General features: G+C 43.7%; 19 protein-coding genes. 12 read left to right on the top strand and 7 right to left on the bottom strand.

Features of this window, described 5'->3' with window-relative positions:
- Nucleotides 1-13: 13 nt before the first annotated feature.
- Nucleotides 14-274, bottom strand: a complete 261-nt coding sequence (locus ACXAEY_RS15025; RefSeq protein WP_270181233.1) for a hypothetical protein — start codon at nt 272-274, stop codon at nt 14-16.
- A gap of 111 nt (nt 275-385) precedes the next feature.
- On the opposite strand from ACXAEY_RS15025, the gene ACXAEY_RS15020 reads away from it, so the two are divergent.
- Nucleotides 386-1,159 (top strand): phosphotransferase family protein, encoded by a 774-nt coding sequence (locus ACXAEY_RS15020; protein WP_474812964.1) that lies wholly within the window; start codon nt 386-388, stop codon nt 1,157-1,159.
- A gap of 11 nt (nt 1,160-1,170) precedes the next feature.
- Here the strand turns inward: ACXAEY_RS15020 and ACXAEY_RS15015 are convergent, their stop codons facing one another.
- The 3 genes from ACXAEY_RS15015 to ACXAEY_RS15005 all read right to left on the bottom strand — a co-directional run bounded on the left by ACXAEY_RS15015 (nt 1,171) and on the right by ACXAEY_RS15005 (nt 4,231).
- The gene (locus ACXAEY_RS15015; protein WP_474812962.1) at nt 1,171-2,307 is read right to left on the bottom strand and encodes a glycerate kinase; all 1,137 of its coding nucleotides are present in this window, start codon (nt 2,305-2,307) and stop codon (nt 1,171-1,173) included.
- Nucleotides 2,308-2,332: 25 nt separating this feature from the next.
- Nucleotides 2,333-3,052, bottom strand: coding sequence for a GntR family transcriptional regulator (locus ACXAEY_RS15010; protein WP_474812961.1), 720 nt, complete (start codon nt 3,050-3,052; stop codon nt 2,333-2,335).
- An 84-nt stretch (nt 3,053-3,136) separates the two neighbouring features.
- The gene (locus ACXAEY_RS15005) at nt 3,137-4,231 is read right to left on the bottom strand and encodes a tartrate dehydrogenase (RefSeq protein WP_474812958.1); all 1,095 of its coding nucleotides are present in this window, start codon (nt 4,229-4,231) and stop codon (nt 3,137-3,139) included.
- A 193-nt stretch (nt 4,232-4,424) separates the two neighbouring features.
- On the opposite strand from ACXAEY_RS15005, the gene ACXAEY_RS15000 reads away from it, so the two are divergent.
- The 7 genes from ACXAEY_RS15000 (at nt 4,425) to ACXAEY_RS14970 (ending at nt 8,808) form a co-directional block, all read left to right on the top strand.
- Nucleotides 4,425-6,059 carry an SLC13 family permease gene (locus ACXAEY_RS15000; RefSeq protein ID WP_474812956.1) on the top strand — a complete coding sequence of 545 codons (1,635 nt, stop codon included), beginning with the start codon at nt 4,425-4,427 and terminating at the stop codon, nt 6,057-6,059.
- Nucleotides 6,060-6,320: 261 nt separating this feature from the next.
- On the top strand, nt 6,321-6,548 hold the full coding sequence (locus ACXAEY_RS14995) for a hypothetical protein (RefSeq protein WP_474812954.1): 228 nt from the start codon (nt 6,321-6,323) through the stop codon (nt 6,546-6,548).
- Nucleotides 6,549-6,598: 50 nt separating this feature from the next.
- Nucleotides 6,599-6,766, top strand: a complete 168-nt coding sequence (locus ACXAEY_RS14990) for a hypothetical protein (protein WP_270181235.1) — start codon at nt 6,599-6,601, stop codon at nt 6,764-6,766.
- A gap of 36 nt (nt 6,767-6,802) precedes the next feature.
- Nucleotides 6,803-7,009: a hypothetical protein gene (locus ACXAEY_RS14985; protein ID WP_474812952.1), complete on the top strand. Its 207-nt coding sequence runs from the start codon at nt 6,803-6,805 to the stop codon at nt 7,007-7,009.
- 132 nt (nt 7,010-7,141) lie between these two features.
- A complete protein-coding gene (locus ACXAEY_RS14980) occupies nt 7,142-7,639 on the top strand; it encodes an SRPBCC family protein (protein WP_474812951.1) in 498 nt (165 codons plus the stop codon).
- Between the two features lie 38 nt (nt 7,640-7,677).
- Entirely contained in the window at nt 7,678-8,259 is a 582-nt protein-coding gene (locus tag ACXAEY_RS14975) for a type 1 glutamine amidotransferase family protein (protein ID WP_474812949.1), read from the top strand.
- A gap of 39 nt (nt 8,260-8,298) precedes the next feature.
- Nucleotides 8,299-8,808 (top strand): N-acetyltransferase family protein, encoded by a 510-nt coding sequence (locus tag ACXAEY_RS14970; RefSeq protein WP_474812947.1) that lies wholly within the window; start codon nt 8,299-8,301, stop codon nt 8,806-8,808.
- 52 nt (nt 8,809-8,860) lie between these two features.
- Here ACXAEY_RS14970 and ACXAEY_RS14965 read toward each other — a convergent pair whose 3' ends face one another.
- Entirely contained in the window at nt 8,861-9,463 is a 603-nt protein-coding gene (locus ACXAEY_RS14965; RefSeq protein ID WP_474812946.1) for a TetR/AcrR family transcriptional regulator, read from the bottom strand.
- A 163-nt stretch (nt 9,464-9,626) separates the two neighbouring features.
- On the opposite strand from ACXAEY_RS14965, the gene ACXAEY_RS14960 reads away from it, so the two are divergent.
- The 4 genes from ACXAEY_RS14960 to ACXAEY_RS14945 all read left to right on the top strand — a co-directional run bounded on the left by ACXAEY_RS14960 (nt 9,627) and on the right by ACXAEY_RS14945 (nt 13,801).
- On the top strand, nt 9,627-10,814 hold the full coding sequence (locus tag ACXAEY_RS14960) for a YhgE/Pip domain-containing protein (RefSeq protein WP_474812944.1): 1,188 nt from the start codon (nt 9,627-9,629) through the stop codon (nt 10,812-10,814).
- 30 nt (nt 10,815-10,844) lie between these two features.
- Nucleotides 10,845-12,341 carry an FAD-dependent oxidoreductase gene (locus ACXAEY_RS14955; RefSeq protein WP_474812942.1) on the top strand — a complete coding sequence of 499 codons (1,497 nt, stop codon included), beginning with the start codon at nt 10,845-10,847 and terminating at the stop codon, nt 12,339-12,341.
- Nucleotides 12,342-12,431: 90 nt separating this feature from the next.
- Complete coding sequence (locus ACXAEY_RS14950) at nt 12,432-13,487, top strand: NAD(P)H-dependent flavin oxidoreductase (protein ID WP_474812940.1); 1,056 nt, start codon at nt 12,432-12,434, stop codon at nt 13,485-13,487.
- A gap of 23 nt (nt 13,488-13,510) precedes the next feature.
- On the top strand, nt 13,511-13,801 hold the full coding sequence (locus tag ACXAEY_RS14945) for an RNA polymerase alpha subunit C-terminal domain-containing protein (protein WP_474812937.1): 291 nt from the start codon (nt 13,511-13,513) through the stop codon (nt 13,799-13,801).
- Nucleotides 13,802-13,826: 25 nt separating this feature from the next.
- On the opposite strand, the gene ACXAEY_RS14940 is transcribed toward ACXAEY_RS14945, so the two are convergent.
- Together ACXAEY_RS14940 and ACXAEY_RS14935 are read right to left on the bottom strand one after the other, a co-directional pair.
- Nucleotides 13,827-14,405 carry a TetR/AcrR family transcriptional regulator gene (locus ACXAEY_RS14940; protein WP_270181244.1) on the bottom strand — a complete coding sequence of 193 codons (579 nt, stop codon included), beginning with the start codon at nt 14,403-14,405 and terminating at the stop codon, nt 13,827-13,829.
- Between the two features lie 3 nt (nt 14,406-14,408).
- Nucleotides 14,409-15,320, bottom strand: coding sequence for a DMT family transporter (locus tag ACXAEY_RS14935; RefSeq protein WP_474812934.1), 912 nt, complete (start codon nt 15,318-15,320; stop codon nt 14,409-14,411).
- Nucleotides 15,321-15,411 lie beyond the last annotated feature (91 nt).

Raw genomic sequence — 15,411 nt, 5'->3', positions numbered from 1 at the left:
TACTTGAGGGTGATTAGGCATTGATCGTAAACCCATCGATACGGTGACAGTCGATAACAAAGGGACTCGCGCCGCCACCGGCATCAAATGTTGCACAGCAGTCGGTATGGTCGAAGCTTTGTAAAATCAACGTGCCACTTCCAGGTACTCTGACGCCAGACACTCTTAATGCGACAGATGTACCTGGTTGGAGCCTGCTTAACCTCTTACAGATGCTGCTCGTACATTTCTTGTGTGAAGGTATTCCGCAAGGCTGTTGCTCGAATAAGCTCATACTACTCAGTCCTTTCTTAAAAGATTGCTATAGTAGTAATAGATTCAAATTTCTTACATATTGGCACGGCGAATGAACGTGTAGTTCCCGTGATTTAAAGGAGTGGCGTGAGTGAAGGAAGCTGTTCAGATCGCAGAAGGAAATACTGCGACCATCTATCTGCAGGATGATCGCGTGATCAAAGTGTTTAAGGAGCATTTACCAAGTTCTGAAGCTGTCACTGAAGCAGATAAACAAAAGCACGCATATGCTTGTGGTCTACCTGTCCCGAAAATTTACGACGTAACGAAGGTCAATGGAAAACAGGCGATCGTCATGGCGTACATCAAAGGCAAAACGCTTGGTGATCTTGCTCTTGAAAATATGGAGAAAGCGGAAGACTACATGAAGCTATCAATCGATATCCAGTCCGGGGTCCATGACATTACGACGGATTCGCTTGAACCTATGAATGAGAAATTAAAACGACAGATTCAATCAGCTTCGTTGTTAGAAGATCGACAAAAGCTTGCGCTTCTTAGAAAACTTGATCGGATGAACGTAGAGAATAAGCTTTGTCACGGTGATTACCACTTATTTAATTTAATCCAATCGAATAACGATGTGACCGTCATCGACTGGGTGGATTCGAGTGCAGGTGATCCTCGTGCGGATGTGTATCGAACATACTTGTTGTATGCGGGGTTTTCTATGGAGTGGGCTGAGCGATATGTAAAACTAGCATGTGATCGTAGCGGCTTCTCCTTGGACGAGGTGTTTCAGTGGGCGCCGATTATCGCTGGGGCGAGGTTGTCCGAAAATGTGGCGTCTGAAAACAATCATCGATTGAAGGAAATTGTAGAGCGTCATATCTTGAATGAAAACGAAGAAAGGTCTTCCCATTAGGAAAGACCTTTTTATGAAGCGTTGCTTTTGTATACTCTCATCACGTTTTTAACCGCTTCTTCTACAAGCTCACTTGCGTTGTCTCTCAATTCTTTCAGAGAGGCAGGGGAGTTTGCGATACTAAAAAAAGCGTTTATTCCATGTTCTTCTAATACCGTATAGCCTTCGCTCAGACTGCCGGATATGCAGAAGACTGGTATGCCGTGCTTTTTCGCTCTAAGCCCGACTCCCATCGGTGCTTTTCCATAAGCTGTTTGGTTATCGGTTTTGCCTTCTCCGACAAGAACGAGGTCCGCATTCGTTAATTCATCTTCAAACTGAATAAGATCTAGAATAAGATCGATGCCTGGCTGTAGCGTTGCATCAAGAAATGCCATTAGTCCGCCGCCTAAACCTCCGGCAGCGCCAGCGCCTTTTTCATCCATGATTTTCTTATGAAGGAAGACCTCGATTTTCTGACCATAGTTCGCTAAGCTTTCATCAAGTTCCTTTACCATTTCAGGGGTAGCACCTTTTTGGGGACCGAAGATGGTTGACGCGCCTTCTGGTCCACATAGCGGATTTGTTACATCGCACGCGACGATGATTTCTGTAGCGTGAACTCTTGGATCTAAATTCTCAACATCGATCGTATGCAGGTGTTTGAGAGCCTGACCGCCAGGAGGAAGAAGGGTACCTTTGTTATCTAAGAACGTGACCCCTAGAGCGGAGGCCATACCAGCACCTCCATCGTTTGTCGCACTTCCTCCGATCCCTAAAATGATTTTACTGCATCCATGATCGAGCGCATTTGTAATCAGTTCTCCTGTTCCATATGTGGAGGTACGCAGTGGATTGAGTTCAGCTTCTGACAGCAGTGTTATTCCTGAAGCTTCCGCCATTTCGATGACCGCGGTCTTCCCATCTCCTAATATTCCCCACTTTGCATTTACTTTCTTACCGAGGGGGCCATTGACTTCATGCCTGAAAGATCTTCCGTTTGTAATCGTTACGAGCGAATCAACTGTTCCTTCGCCGCCGTCAGCTAAAGGAAGTGTTTTGATTTCGCTTGTTGGAAAGACTTTTTTAATGCCTCTTTCCATACTTTGTGCTACTTCTAAAGCAGACAAACTCCCTTTAAAAGAGTCAGGAGCCAGGATACATTTCATATACCTTTTCCTTTCTGGGCATCATTTATAAAGCTTTTAAAATTTCATTTCTAGCACGTTGACGGTGAGATTGCATGGACATTTGTGCTGCCCCACCATCGTTTGCCCGCATACAAGCGATGATTGCGCGATGCTCGATGATCGATTGGTAGGGGAGTGGTCGATTGTTTATTGTGATTAATCTAGCGCGATACAGTTGATCATCGTGAACTTCAATCACACTTGAAAGCCTTTTGTTTTGGGCATATTGAATAATGTTAAAGTGGAAAAGATTATCAAGCTTTGCCCATTCACTAAGATTATTTTCATCGATTGCTTTTTCTTGAAGTTCGATTAAAGTCTCTAATTTTTTCAGTTCTTCAGAAGTGATCGTTTCGGTAGAGAGCTTAGCAGCTAAGCCTTCGAGCATCTCTACAACTTCATAGATTTCACGCAAGTCTTTCGCTGAAATCGGTTCGACTTCAAAGCCCTTTCTAGGTATTAGGTTCACCTTCCCTTCAGCTTGAAGACGAATTAGCGCTTCTCTGACAGGAGTACGGCTCATGCCGAGAACTTCAGCAATCTCTCTTTCCAAGATCGTATTACCAGGTAAGAGTTTGAGCTCCCTAATCGCTAATCTAAGAATTTGATAGGCGCGCTGTGGAAGCTTTCGTTCCGTTACAGTTGAGAAGATCGGCTCTAATTCTTGTTGGACCTTTACAATATCGATTGATCCTTCTGTGTTCATCACATGTTGATTTGTCATTATGCATCACGTCACCTTTGGTCTTTCTACCAATTATAACAGGAAGAGAAAAGGAGGGCAGTCCCTCCCAAATCCTTCAGACATTTAAACCTTTGCGTAAAGGCTGGAAAGGTGAGAGATAATTGAATCGGTCACTTCCCTTGTTGTACTTGTTCCACCTATATCCGCTGTTAGGATACCGTCTCTTGTCGTAGAGCGAATCGCTTCATTAATGAGGTTCGCTTCTTCTGCTAAACCTAAATGTTCTAACATCAATGCTGCACTGCCGATTGTTCCAATCGGGTTTGCGATCCCTTGTCCAGCGATATCAGGAGCGGATCCATGTACGGATTCAAACATGCTTGGGAAACGACCATCGAGATGAAGGTTCGCACTTGGAGCGATACCAAGACTTCCAGCAAGTGCACTCCCAAGATCAGATAGAATATCTGCATGCAAGTTCGAAGCAACGACCACTTCTAGTTCTTCTGGATGAAGGACGAAGCGGGCTGCCATCGCATCGACTAACCACTGATCGGTTTCTACCTCAGGATATTCCTTACTTACGCGCTTAAACACATCGTCCCATAGGACCATACCGTACTGCTGTGCATTGCTTTTCGTAACGCTTGTTACTTTCTTTCGATCCCGTTTCATGGCCAGTTCAAATGCGTGGCGAATGATTCGCTCGCAGCCTTCTTCAGTAAAGACAGAGGATTGAACGGCTACTTCTTTCCCAGGACCTCTACCTGTAAAGTTGCGTCCGCCAACGCCTGAGTATTCACCTTCTGTATTTTCTCTTACTAGAATCCAGTTTAACTTTTCTTTATTAGGGTGGTTCAGTTTGCCTTCAACACCAGGGAGGAATTCAACTGGTCGAATGTTTGCCCACTGATCGAATCCTTGACAAATCGCTAGGCGCAGGCCCCAAAGACTGATGTGATCTGGTACAGTAGGGTAGCCGACAGCACCAAAGTAAATCGCGTCGTGATTCTTAATTTGTTCTAATCCATCTTCCGCCATCATCTTTCCTTCTTCTAAATAGTACTCACATCCCCAAGGGAAGTAATCGCTTTCAAAAGTGAACTTGTTAGACATCTTAGAGAGGTGTTCTACCACACGAAGACCTTCGCTGATAACTTCTTGACCAATTCCATCACCAGGGATAACAGCTAATCGAAAATGTTTCTTATTTTCCATACATCGTTCCTCCTATTAGGGTAGAATTTTATTAACTATTCTAAATATTAAATAACGTATACGTAAATGTCAATTAAATAATACAAAACAGCACTTTTATAATAAATTATCAGAAAACATTGACTTTAATGTATACGTAAAGTATGATTCGAATATGAAAGCGTTATCAAACTGAAGGAAGGATGATAGGTGAATGTACATACATTCCGTATGGCAGCAATTATGGCGATGGGATCATAAGATCAGGAAAGACTTTCGGAGTATGGTGTCTTTATCATTTATTAAGAGTTCAGGCAGTGCAGCGATGAAACAAGATGTCGACGAATCGAACGGTGAAGTGGGTGACAAACCACCTGAGCCAGGAAAGTATACGTTTCCTCAGCGAGTTGGACTTTTTCTAGGACCATTTCTTTATTTTTTGATCACCTTACTTCTAAGTCCTGAAGGAATGAGCGGAGAGGCAGTCCAAATGCTAGGTTTAATTTCGTGGATTGCGACGTGGTGGGTAACTGAAGCACTACCGATCCCAATCACTTCGTTGCTTCCACTACTGTTGTTTCCGATTACAGGTGTTATGGAAACAGGCGACGTTTCTTCTTCATATGGAGATCCTCTAATCTTTTTGTTTGCAGGAAGTTTCATGATCGCCTTAACGATGGAAAAATGGAACCTTCATAAGCGAATTGCACTAGCCATCATTGCTTTTATTGGAAGCAGTCCAAACATGATCATTCTTGGCTTTATGACGGCTACTGGATTTTTGTCGATGTGGATTTCAAACACTGCGAGTACGATGATGATGGTACCGATCAGTTTAGCCGTAACAAAACATGTAGCGAATTCTTTCAAAGATAATAGTGGTACAGATACATCACCTGGAAACTTCCCTTTTGGAACGGCGATCATGCTAGGAACAGCGTATGCAGCAACGATCGGAGGGTTTGGGACACTGATCGGTGCTCCTGCAAACACGATCTTAGCAGCAACAGTTAATAATTTATACGGTATCGATATTTCCTTTGCAAGATGGATGTTATTCGGCGTTCCGATGGTCGTGTTACTCATTCCTTTGATTTGGCTCTATCTTGTTAAGATCGCTTATCCGATGAACGTTAAGAATATTCCTGGTGGAAGAAGCATCATTAAGAAAGAGCTAAAAGAGCTTGGTAAGATGAGTTACGAAGAAAAGATTGTGTTGACGGTATTTTCCATTACGGCTTTAGCATGGATTACTAGAAGTCTTTTCTTGCAGAAGTTTATCCCAGGAATCGATGATACGCTAATCGCTTTGTTTGGTGCATTTCTACTTTTCTTGATCCCCGCTAAAAACAAGAGTGGCAGTATCCTAGATTGGGAGACGGTTTTGAAGTTGCCTTGGGGAATTCTCTGGCTATTTGGAGGTGGTCTTGCACTAGCGGCGGGTATCGTAAGTTCTGGTCTAGATAAGTGGATCGGGAACCAACTCGTTAACTTTAGTGATGTGCCATTCTTTCTCATGGTAGGCTTGATCATCGCAGTGATCACGTTACTTACAGAGTTCACGTCGAATACAGCGACATCCACGATGGTGTATCCGATCGTTGCTGCGGGTGCAGCGGCGCTTGGAACAGATCCGATTATCTTAATGGTTGCGGCTTGTATGGGGGCAACGTTCGCATTTATGTTCCCAGTAGCAGCCCCACCAAACGCAATTGTGTTCGCGACTGGGTATATCAGGATGGGGAAAATGGCGATGACAGGAATTTGGTTGAACCTTAGTTGCATCATTTTTTCAGTAATCATAGTGTACTATTTTGTACCTATAATCTTTGGTTCGTTATTGAAATAGTATCTATGAGCAGTTCAGATTGGAGCGTATTGTTCCGAACTGAACTGCTTTTACATTTTAAATGAAATAATCGTATTTGGAATGGGTGGATAATTTTGGGTTATGGAGAGGTTTGTCTCATTCAATATGGAATTATGTTAGAAGGAGGTTTTCATAGAGTTAAAGGAGGACAATCTCATTCGTGATTATTATGTTGAAAAAGTAGGGCAAGGTGAACCAGCAATCCTCCTCCCTGCCGGTGGTTTTACTGGTAATGAAGGTTTGAATATTGCTAACCTGCTTAAAAAGGTAGAGGTGCCGACTTATTTAGTTTACGGTACGTTTGAAGATATGAACGAGAAAGAGTGCAGAAGCACCGCTCAATACATACGAAAAATAAAGCAGCATGACCTTCCGATTACCTATCATCCAGTAAAAGGTGGTCATTACGTTCATTGGAATAGAGAATTATCGTTAAGTGAGCTGAGGACTTTTCTAACATCAGCATAACAGGGAAGGTATTGAAAAAGGTAAACTCTTTAAAACGTTTGGAGGCAGAAATGCTAAAGAAATGGATTAAAATGATATTAAGAACCACGCCGTTAGGAATTGGGATCGCAACGATTAGCTTAGTGATGCAAGGGGCTATCAAAGCAAGCAGTCCGATTACGTTCTTATCGATCGGAATGATCTGTTTAGCTCTGTTACATTTTGATGATAAGGAATGAACCGAGCATTGGGAATTTCATATAGAGGAGGCAATCATGAGGCAACTCATAAGTAAATACTTACACTGGATAATACTTGCGATCGTCGGAATTAGTTTTATTACGATGTTCTTTCCATTTGAAGGTTCTGCACATCATATTATCGCGTTAACCATGAGCGGAATCGGATTTGTTTTCCTCATTTACGTAACTTATACGATAGAGAAAAATAAAAGAAAAGAGAAAGACAAGGCTGCTGAATAAAGGTATAGACTACGACTCTTCAAGTTTACTTCTTCCTTTTACGAATAAGAAAAGGAAGAATCTCTATGACTGGATCGCTGGAACAGAAGTGGTTCGCTGATAAGAATCTAGAATAGTAAAGGAGATGACACGATGGATAATGTCTCAACGGTACCATTAACCATGGAGAGAACGTTCAAGGAAAAGCCTGAAACGGTTTATGAAGCATGGGTGAATCCAGACATGATGAGAAAGTGGTTATTCACGTTAGAAGGAACGAACAAGCTCGTCCACAATGATCCGAAGGTCGGAGGCAATTGGGAAATCATCGACCATCGAGAGGGCGTCGATTACCGAGCGGTAGGGGAGTACCTCGAACTCAACGCTCCAAACCAATTGGTCTTCACATTCAAAATGCCGCAGTTTAGTGAGTTAGAAGATAAGATCAAGGTTGAGATTATTGAGAATGTTAGCGGAGCACAGATGACGTTTACTCAGCTTATTCACGTTGAGCGAGAAGAAAGTTGGACAGACGCTGATATGGAAAAAGCGCTATCTGAGTACCATGACGCAACAGAACATGGATGGGATTTAATGTTTAGAGGACTAAAAGAATTAGTTGAGACAGGGGATACGAGCTACAAAGGGTAGCGTGTTACACTATTTTTTGGAAAAGGGAGCGTTTTGAAATGAAAAAAGTATTAGTTGTGCTCACGGATGGTTTTGCTGATTGGGAAGCAAGTTACGTCACGCCAGAATTGAATAAGTCAGGTACGGGCTACTATGTTCAATCGATTGCGATCGACAAAGATCCTAAAACATCGATGGGCGGGTTCACTGTTCTTCCTGATTATAGTTTACAAGACTACTCGGTTGCATCAGATTTAGCGATGGTGATCATTCCTGGTGGAACAGGGTGGAGAGAAGAAAAGAATCAAGTGGTAAAAGAGCTCGTTGCAGCGTGCTTTAAGAACGACATTCCTGTTGCAGCAATCTGTGATGCGACTACGTTCCTCGGCATTCATGGCTTTCTCGATCACTATAAGCATACAGGCAATTCATTACCTTATTTAAAAGAAAGTGCACCTCACTACAAAGGTGAAGAGAACTACATAGAGAAACAGTCGGTTAGTGACGGAGGTTTGATCACCGCTAATGGAAGTGGCGCAGTCGAATTTTCAAGAGATATTTTACGAACGTTAGGCGTGTTAGAAGGAGACGCGCTTCATGAATGGTATGAGATGTTCAAGAAGGGTTTCTTAAGCGCGTAATGGATTTGCTGTTCTTAAATGAATGTGAGGTGGATCCCGATGAAAGATTCGGTGACAATCAGAAAAGCTCACAAAAATGACGCAGTTCAACTGATCGAGCATACAAAAAAGGTGTTGAGCGAGAACGCTCACTTTTTAAGTTCTACTTTAGAAGAGTTTACGACAACGGTTGAGGAAGAAGAAGAATGGATCAACGCTCACGATTCAAACGGTTTAGTGTTAGTTGCGGAAGTAAATAGTGAAATCATAGGCATGCTTAACTTTCGTCGTTCCACTAGGAAAAAGTTCTGTCATCAAGGAATGTTCGGAATGAGTGTACAAGAACAATTTTCGGATAACGGCATCGGCAGTTCATTACTAACGGAACTATTGGACTGGGCGAAAGAAAACGAAGTAGAAAAAGCATCTCTCGAAGTATTTTCAAACAATCCGAGAGCCTTTCACTTATACTCTAAGTTTGGGTTTACTGTAGAAGGTAGACGAGTAAGGCAAGGGAAGCTCGGTCCAAACGAGTATGTTGATGATATTTTGATGGGGAAATTTCTATAACGGCAGAAACCCGCCATTCTTTAAAAGAGTGGCGGGTTTTGCATGGAATAGGCTAGTTCAATCCAGCTTCGATCCCTGGTCCGAGAATAGTAAGACGAGATAGGATAAGGGCAATTTCTCGTGGCGACTCGTTCATCCCAGATTTCAGCCAGTGCTGGATCACGCCTAAATTGGCGGAACTCACGTATGCGATCAAATAATCAGTAGGAATAGGAGAGTCGCTTAACCGTTGTTCGATGAGCACGGTGAGGTTCTTCTTCATGAGATTTTTCAGCTTCTCCTGAAAAGATGGATCACCTTTTGGGCCTAAGATGGTCTTTAAGAAGGCAGAGTTATCACTAAGGTATTCTACTAGTTTGAGGATGTGTGGAAGGGGGTCTGTCTGAACGAGCTTTCTAAAGTCATTCTGCTGAGTTGGGAAACCTTCACGTACAATTCGTTCGAACTCTTTCAGGATTTCATCCTCGCATTTATCCAACAGGTCATATTTATCTTGATAGTGAATATAGAAAGTACCACGATTGATGTCCGCTCTTTCCGTTAAACTGCTTACCGTTAATGCTTCAAATCCCTTTTCTTCCATAAGCTCAGTTAAAGCCTGACGCAGCATCCGCTTTGTACGTAGAATTCGTCGATCGGTCGTATCTCTGTCCATCGGTGCTTCCTCGCTTCCTTTTAATCAACACTTTCTACAGTTGTGTTAAGTACTGTTCATCTCGACTAGTATTGTGCATTGTAATCACTTGTAAACAAATTATAATATACAGTGTGAACGTTAATCAACAAAGTGTTCATTAAATAGATAAGGGGGAAGGATCATGACAGATCGCAAAATGTGGGTGGTTTTACCTGTAATCGTATTGCTTATTCTAGCTATTTTTTCGCTGACACTTATTCCATCTGTTAACCAGACACCGAAAAACATACCGGTAGCCGTCGTGAATTTGGATGAGGGAGCAGAGATCCCCGAGCAGGGGAAACTAAATGCAGGGAATACCATCGTAGAATCGATGCAAAAGATGGCAGCATCAGCGGAGGAACCGCCAGTTCAGTTGGTGGAACTCAGTAGCGTTGAGGAAATGATGAAAGGGTTCGATGACCAAAACTACTATGCTGGATTGGTTATTCCAGAAACCTTTAGCATGAATCAAGGTTCATTACGGTCACCAAATCCTACTTCACCTCAGTTAGACGTGTATACCAATGAAGGAATGAACAGAATGGCGACGATGGTCGCACAATCGATGTTGGATCAAGTGGTTACCAACCTGAACGAAAACGTTCGGAAGCAAGTGATCACTGGTTTTGAACAGCAAGGGATGACCCTTTCACCTAGTCAGGCTGAACAGCTCGCAACACCGATTACAAAACAAGACATTCAGGTAAATGAGGTTGGTGAAAATAGTGCGAACGGTAATGCGCCTGTTTCACTGTTTCAACCTCTTTGGATGGCCTGTATGGCGGGTGCTGCGCTAACGTTCTTCTTTCTTCAGAAACGTTCGCGTAAGCAAGATTTAAAAGCAAGAGGGATTCAGCTAGTGCTAGGTCTTGTTCTCGCACTAACGGCAGGCTTTGGATTAACCTGGTTAGCTGAAGTGATGGTCGGTTTAACGATTCCGAACTTTGTAGATATGGCTTTCTTCTTATCGCTCGTCTACTTCAGCTTCTTTGTGATGATCTCTGCAGTGTTATCGTGGATTGGGATAAAAGGAATAGGAATCTTCGCGCTGTTACTATTCTTTGGAGCGCCACTCTTAACGATTCCAACCGAATTTATGACTTCTTTTTATCATGATTGGATTTACCCGTGGATGCCGATGCGCTTCATGACAGAAGGTTTGAGAGATTTATTTTACTTTGATAAAGCCTTGGAATGGAATGAACCTACGTCTGCGCTCGTTTGGATTGCTGTTGGAAGCCTCGTTGTCCTTTTTTCTTCACGTTTTAAACGGTCATCTGTCGAGATGAAAGAAGGGGCTTCCGTACAAAAACAAGAATTGGTGTAAGGGGAACTTTTTTAAAGAGGAGTTGGGAGGATGAAAGCAACCGTATTGATCGTAGGAGCAGGGCCAACTGGTCTAGCGATGGCGTTAACCCTTAGCAAGCTTGGCGTACCGTTTCGCATCATTGAGAAAAATAAAGGGCCAGGTGAAACATCGCGTGCTTTAGTAACCCAAGCTCGTATCCTCGAACATTACCAGCAGCTAGGTGTTTCTGATAAGTTCGTGAAAGAAGGGATTCCACTTACTGCTGTTCACATTAGAAATGGAGGGGAAGACAAAGCGGAACTGAAACTTAAGGACATAGGGGGCGCGTTAAGCCCGTTCCCTTATGTGCTGAGTCTGCCTCAAGATGTTCATGAAAGATTGCTAGTGAAAGAGTTGGAGAATGCGGGAGTTGAGATCGAGTGGAATACAGAGCTCGTTTCGTTCACAAATCAGGAGGACGGAGTCAAAGTTATTCTCAAACAGGATGGTCATGAGGAGTGTCAGTTCGATTATATTTGTGGCTGTGACGGCGCACATAGTACGGTTCGCCACGGGATGGAAACCGATTTTCCTGGTGGAACGTATGACCAGCAGTTTTTTGTCGCAGATGTTGAAGCAGAGAGTGACTCTCTCGTACTAGGTGACATGTATATGAACATGGAAGCGAACGGCTTTTTTGTTTTTATGCCGGTGAGAAAAAAGGGGATCATCCGTCTGATCGGAATTGTACCGGAGGACGTTCGTGCGATCGACTTCTGGGAGATTTACCCGGTCGTTCAGAAAAAGCTTGATCTTACTGTATCTCAAGTAAACTGGTTTTCTACTTATAAAGTTCATCATCGAGTCAGTGAGAAATTTAGAGAAGGAAGGGTGTTCCTTGCAGGTGATGCGGCTCATATTCATAGCCCAGCAGGAGGGCAAGGGATGAATACAGGGATTGGAGATGCAGTTAATCTAGCTTGGAAACTAGCGAGCGTGGTAAAAGGAAAAGCGTCACGTGATCTATTAGAGACGTATGAACAGGAACGCCGTGCGTTTGCGAACAGTCTCGTTTCAACGACGGACCGTGCGTTTACAAACATCATCGGTCAGCATCGGAGAGGGAAAGTGTTACGAACCTTTTTCTTTCCTTATGTTCTACCATTTCTATTGCGATTCCCATCAACACGTAAAGGCGTATTCAAAACGATCTCGCAAACGCGCATTCATTATCATGAAAGTATGCTGAGTGTAGGCACAGCCGGAAAACGTCGAGGAGGCGATCGGCTGCCATGGGTACAAAACCACAATAATTATGAAGCGTTGCAATCGTTTGATTGGCAGATTCATGTTTATGGAACCGTAAAACAACAGGTGAGAGATGAACTATCTTCTGTCTCGATACCTGTGCATGCATATGAGTGGGACTCTTCCGTGGAAGCTGCGGGATTGCAGGAAAGCGCGCTATACCTCGTTCGTCCAGACGGTTATATCGGTTTTGTGGGTGAGGACGTGGAAGATATGAAGCGATATTTGACTAGGTTTCAGATAGAGACGTTTTTTTAATAGAGAAAGGTACTAGCTTTCTTTTCCTACGTCAGTATGCTCCGTAATCGTGGTAAACTGTAAAAAAAGGTTACGGAAGGAGAAGATTGCATGTGGAAGCATAGCCGGTTACTTGAATTTCTGAAACTTGAACATCCGATCATACAAGCAGGAATGGCTGGAGGCGTTACGACGCCAGCGCTCGTTGCTACCGTTTCGAATGCAGGAGCACTCGGTACGCTAGGGGCTGGGTACATGACACCAGAGGCGATGAAAGAGGCGATTGAAGAGATTCAGACGTTAACCAACAGGCCGTTTGCTGTGAATGTGTTTGTCCCTGAATACCCTAAGGCTACAGAGCGAGAAATGAAGCATGCAAACGAGCTTTTGAACCCTTTTCGAGACGAACTAGGACTAGCGGAAGAATCCTCTCCAGAGATAGATAAATCACTTTTTGAAAACCAAATTGAGGTGATCAAGGAGCTGAACGTTCCTATTGTAAGTTTTACATTTGGACTACCGGATAAAGAGGTCATTCAAGACCTTAAGGGTGAAGGAATCATCTTGATTGGCACAGCGACTTCCGTGGAAGAAGCGATCGTGAATGAGAAATCTGGTATGGATGCTGTCGTCGCACAGGGTAGTGAAGCTGGCGGTCATCGTGGAACGTTTTTAGCGACGAACGAAGGCATTGGGACGATGTCACTCATCCCTCAAGTCGCAGATGCAGTGAAGATTCCTGTCATCGCAGCGGGTGGCATCATGGACGGAAGAGGGGTTTGTGCTTCCATGGTTCTAGGGGCAGATGGCGCGCAGCTCGGGACCGCGTTTGTCACCTGTGATGAAAGTGGAGCGAACCCACATCATAAAGAAGCGATCGTACATACGAAAGAAACAGAAACCGTACTGACTTCTTCCTTTAGCGGGAAGCCAGCGAGAGGCATTCGAAACACCTTTATCGATAGAATGGAAGGTCATGAACACGAGCTGTTGGCTTATCCCTTACAAAACGCGTTAACAAAAGGTATTCGAAAAGAAGCCGCAAAACAACATAATCCCGAATTCATGTCTCTCTGGTCGGGGCAAAGTCCTCGATTAAGCCGCCAAGAATCAGCGTCTAAAATCATTATGTCGATCGTTGCTCAAGCAAAGAGGATCAATAGCTGAACGGTGCTTGAAAGGAGCTGCTCATGTCTTCAAAAACGAAACGGATTTGTGAAAAGGGACACTCTTATTTCAAAAGCAGTGACTGTCCAACTTGCCCGATCTGCGAACAGGAACGAAAGCCTGAAAGCGGGTTTCTTTTATTACTTTCAGCACCAGCGAGAAGAGCTCTCGAAAATAATGGAATCACAACGTTAGAAACGCTCTCGACTTATAGCGAGAAAGAGCCGCTAACGTTTCATGGGCTGGGACCTTCCTCGATTCCAAAGCTAAAGGAAGCTCTTGCGAACAATGGATTATCGTTTAAAAAGCACTAAAAAGAAGGGCTGCGGCCCTTCTTTTTTATCGATTCGCATTAATGAGCAGTGCTGCTGTCTCTTTGACTGAAGAAATGCCGTCTTCATAAAGGTTCATGGAAAACGTTACGGTTACCCCTTCGTGCAGTACGAGAAGACGTTCACCGAGCTGTTCAGCGTTCTTGATTTCTAGCTCTTCGAGGTACGTTGTGAAAAGCTGTTTCAGCCATCTTTTTTCTTCGATGATGACTTCCCTTCCAGGGTGAGACTCTTCTGGAAGTTCGGCTAATGCGTTTACGAACGCGCAGCCTCTTTTGTTGTGCGTTTCTAACCAGTTTTCTAGTGCGTCAAAGATGCTTTGGATTTTTTCATAAGGCTCGTCATCTGAAACACGGTCTAAATAGGAAGTCAGGTGCGCTTTATACAGTTCGTCCCTATTTTTCAAATAAGCTACGATCAGCTGATCTTTTGAACCGAAGCGGTCGTACAATGTCTTTTTCGTAACGCCTGCTTCACTCGCGATCGTTTCGACCCCAATCATATGGATCCCTTTCCAGTAAAACAAATCTGATGCTGTTTCTAGAATGCGAAGCGCTGCAGGCGTCATTTTGATGTTTTCATCCATCTATTACACAACCTCTTTCTTAAATTCACGTTTTTTCAAATTCGATGAACGATCTCTACTGATCACCCATACTCCTAGTGAACATACTACCATTCCGACAATCGTTAAGAAACCAATTCTATCCCCGAACATCACATACGACCACACCATCGTCACGGGTGGCGTCAGATACAAGAGACTGCTGACTCTCGTGATGCTTCCTAGCTTAAGGTTCAACCAATAAAATCCATATCCTCCAATCGTAGATAAGCCAGCTACCCAAGCGACTGCGATCCAGAAACTAGTTGTTGCTGGCGGTGTCGCTTGGCCAGTGTTCACGGCGATGATCGTAAAGAATAGTGCACTGATCAACGTTTGAATCGGCAGTGCATCTGTAATGGAGATGGAACTCTTCAGCGTTTTTTCATAAAGCGTCGCAAAAACGAGGCTAATCATCGCCATGAATGATAGCGCATATGCCCATAAAGGAACGGAAGTAGAACTTCCAAGATCTCCGTAAACGACGAATAACACACCGAGGATCCCGAGAACTAATCCACCCCATTGCTTCTTTGAAGTCGACTCGTTAAGAATGGGACCTGCGAGTGCAGCGGCGACGATTGGCTGAAGTGTCGTGATTAAGTTTGATGTCCCCGCAGAAACCCCATTTTCAACTGAGAGAAACACACAGTAAAGGTAGCCGCTTTGAGCAAAAAGTCCGATGAGTGCCTGCGTTGCAACGCTCTTCACAGAAAGCTTCTTCCGTTGTTTCCATAACCACCAAATCGAGAGAATACCTGATGCGACTATAAATCGCCACATCAAGATCGTCATGGAACTCGCTTCCGCTGTCCCTAATCGTGCGCCAACAAACCCCGAGCTCCACATGATGACAAAGCCTACTGCTGCTATAATGCTTAGCCGTTTCGAAAGCATCTTACCACTCCTTTATTTTATCAAAAAATAAACCGATCGGTATACTTACTACCAAGTATGTAACCATACCGGTCGGTTTACTGTCAAGGTG

The organism is Anaerobacillus sp. ABA4_114 (assembly GCF_056159065.1).
This window is presented reverse-complemented; position numbering and strand designations above follow the sequence as displayed.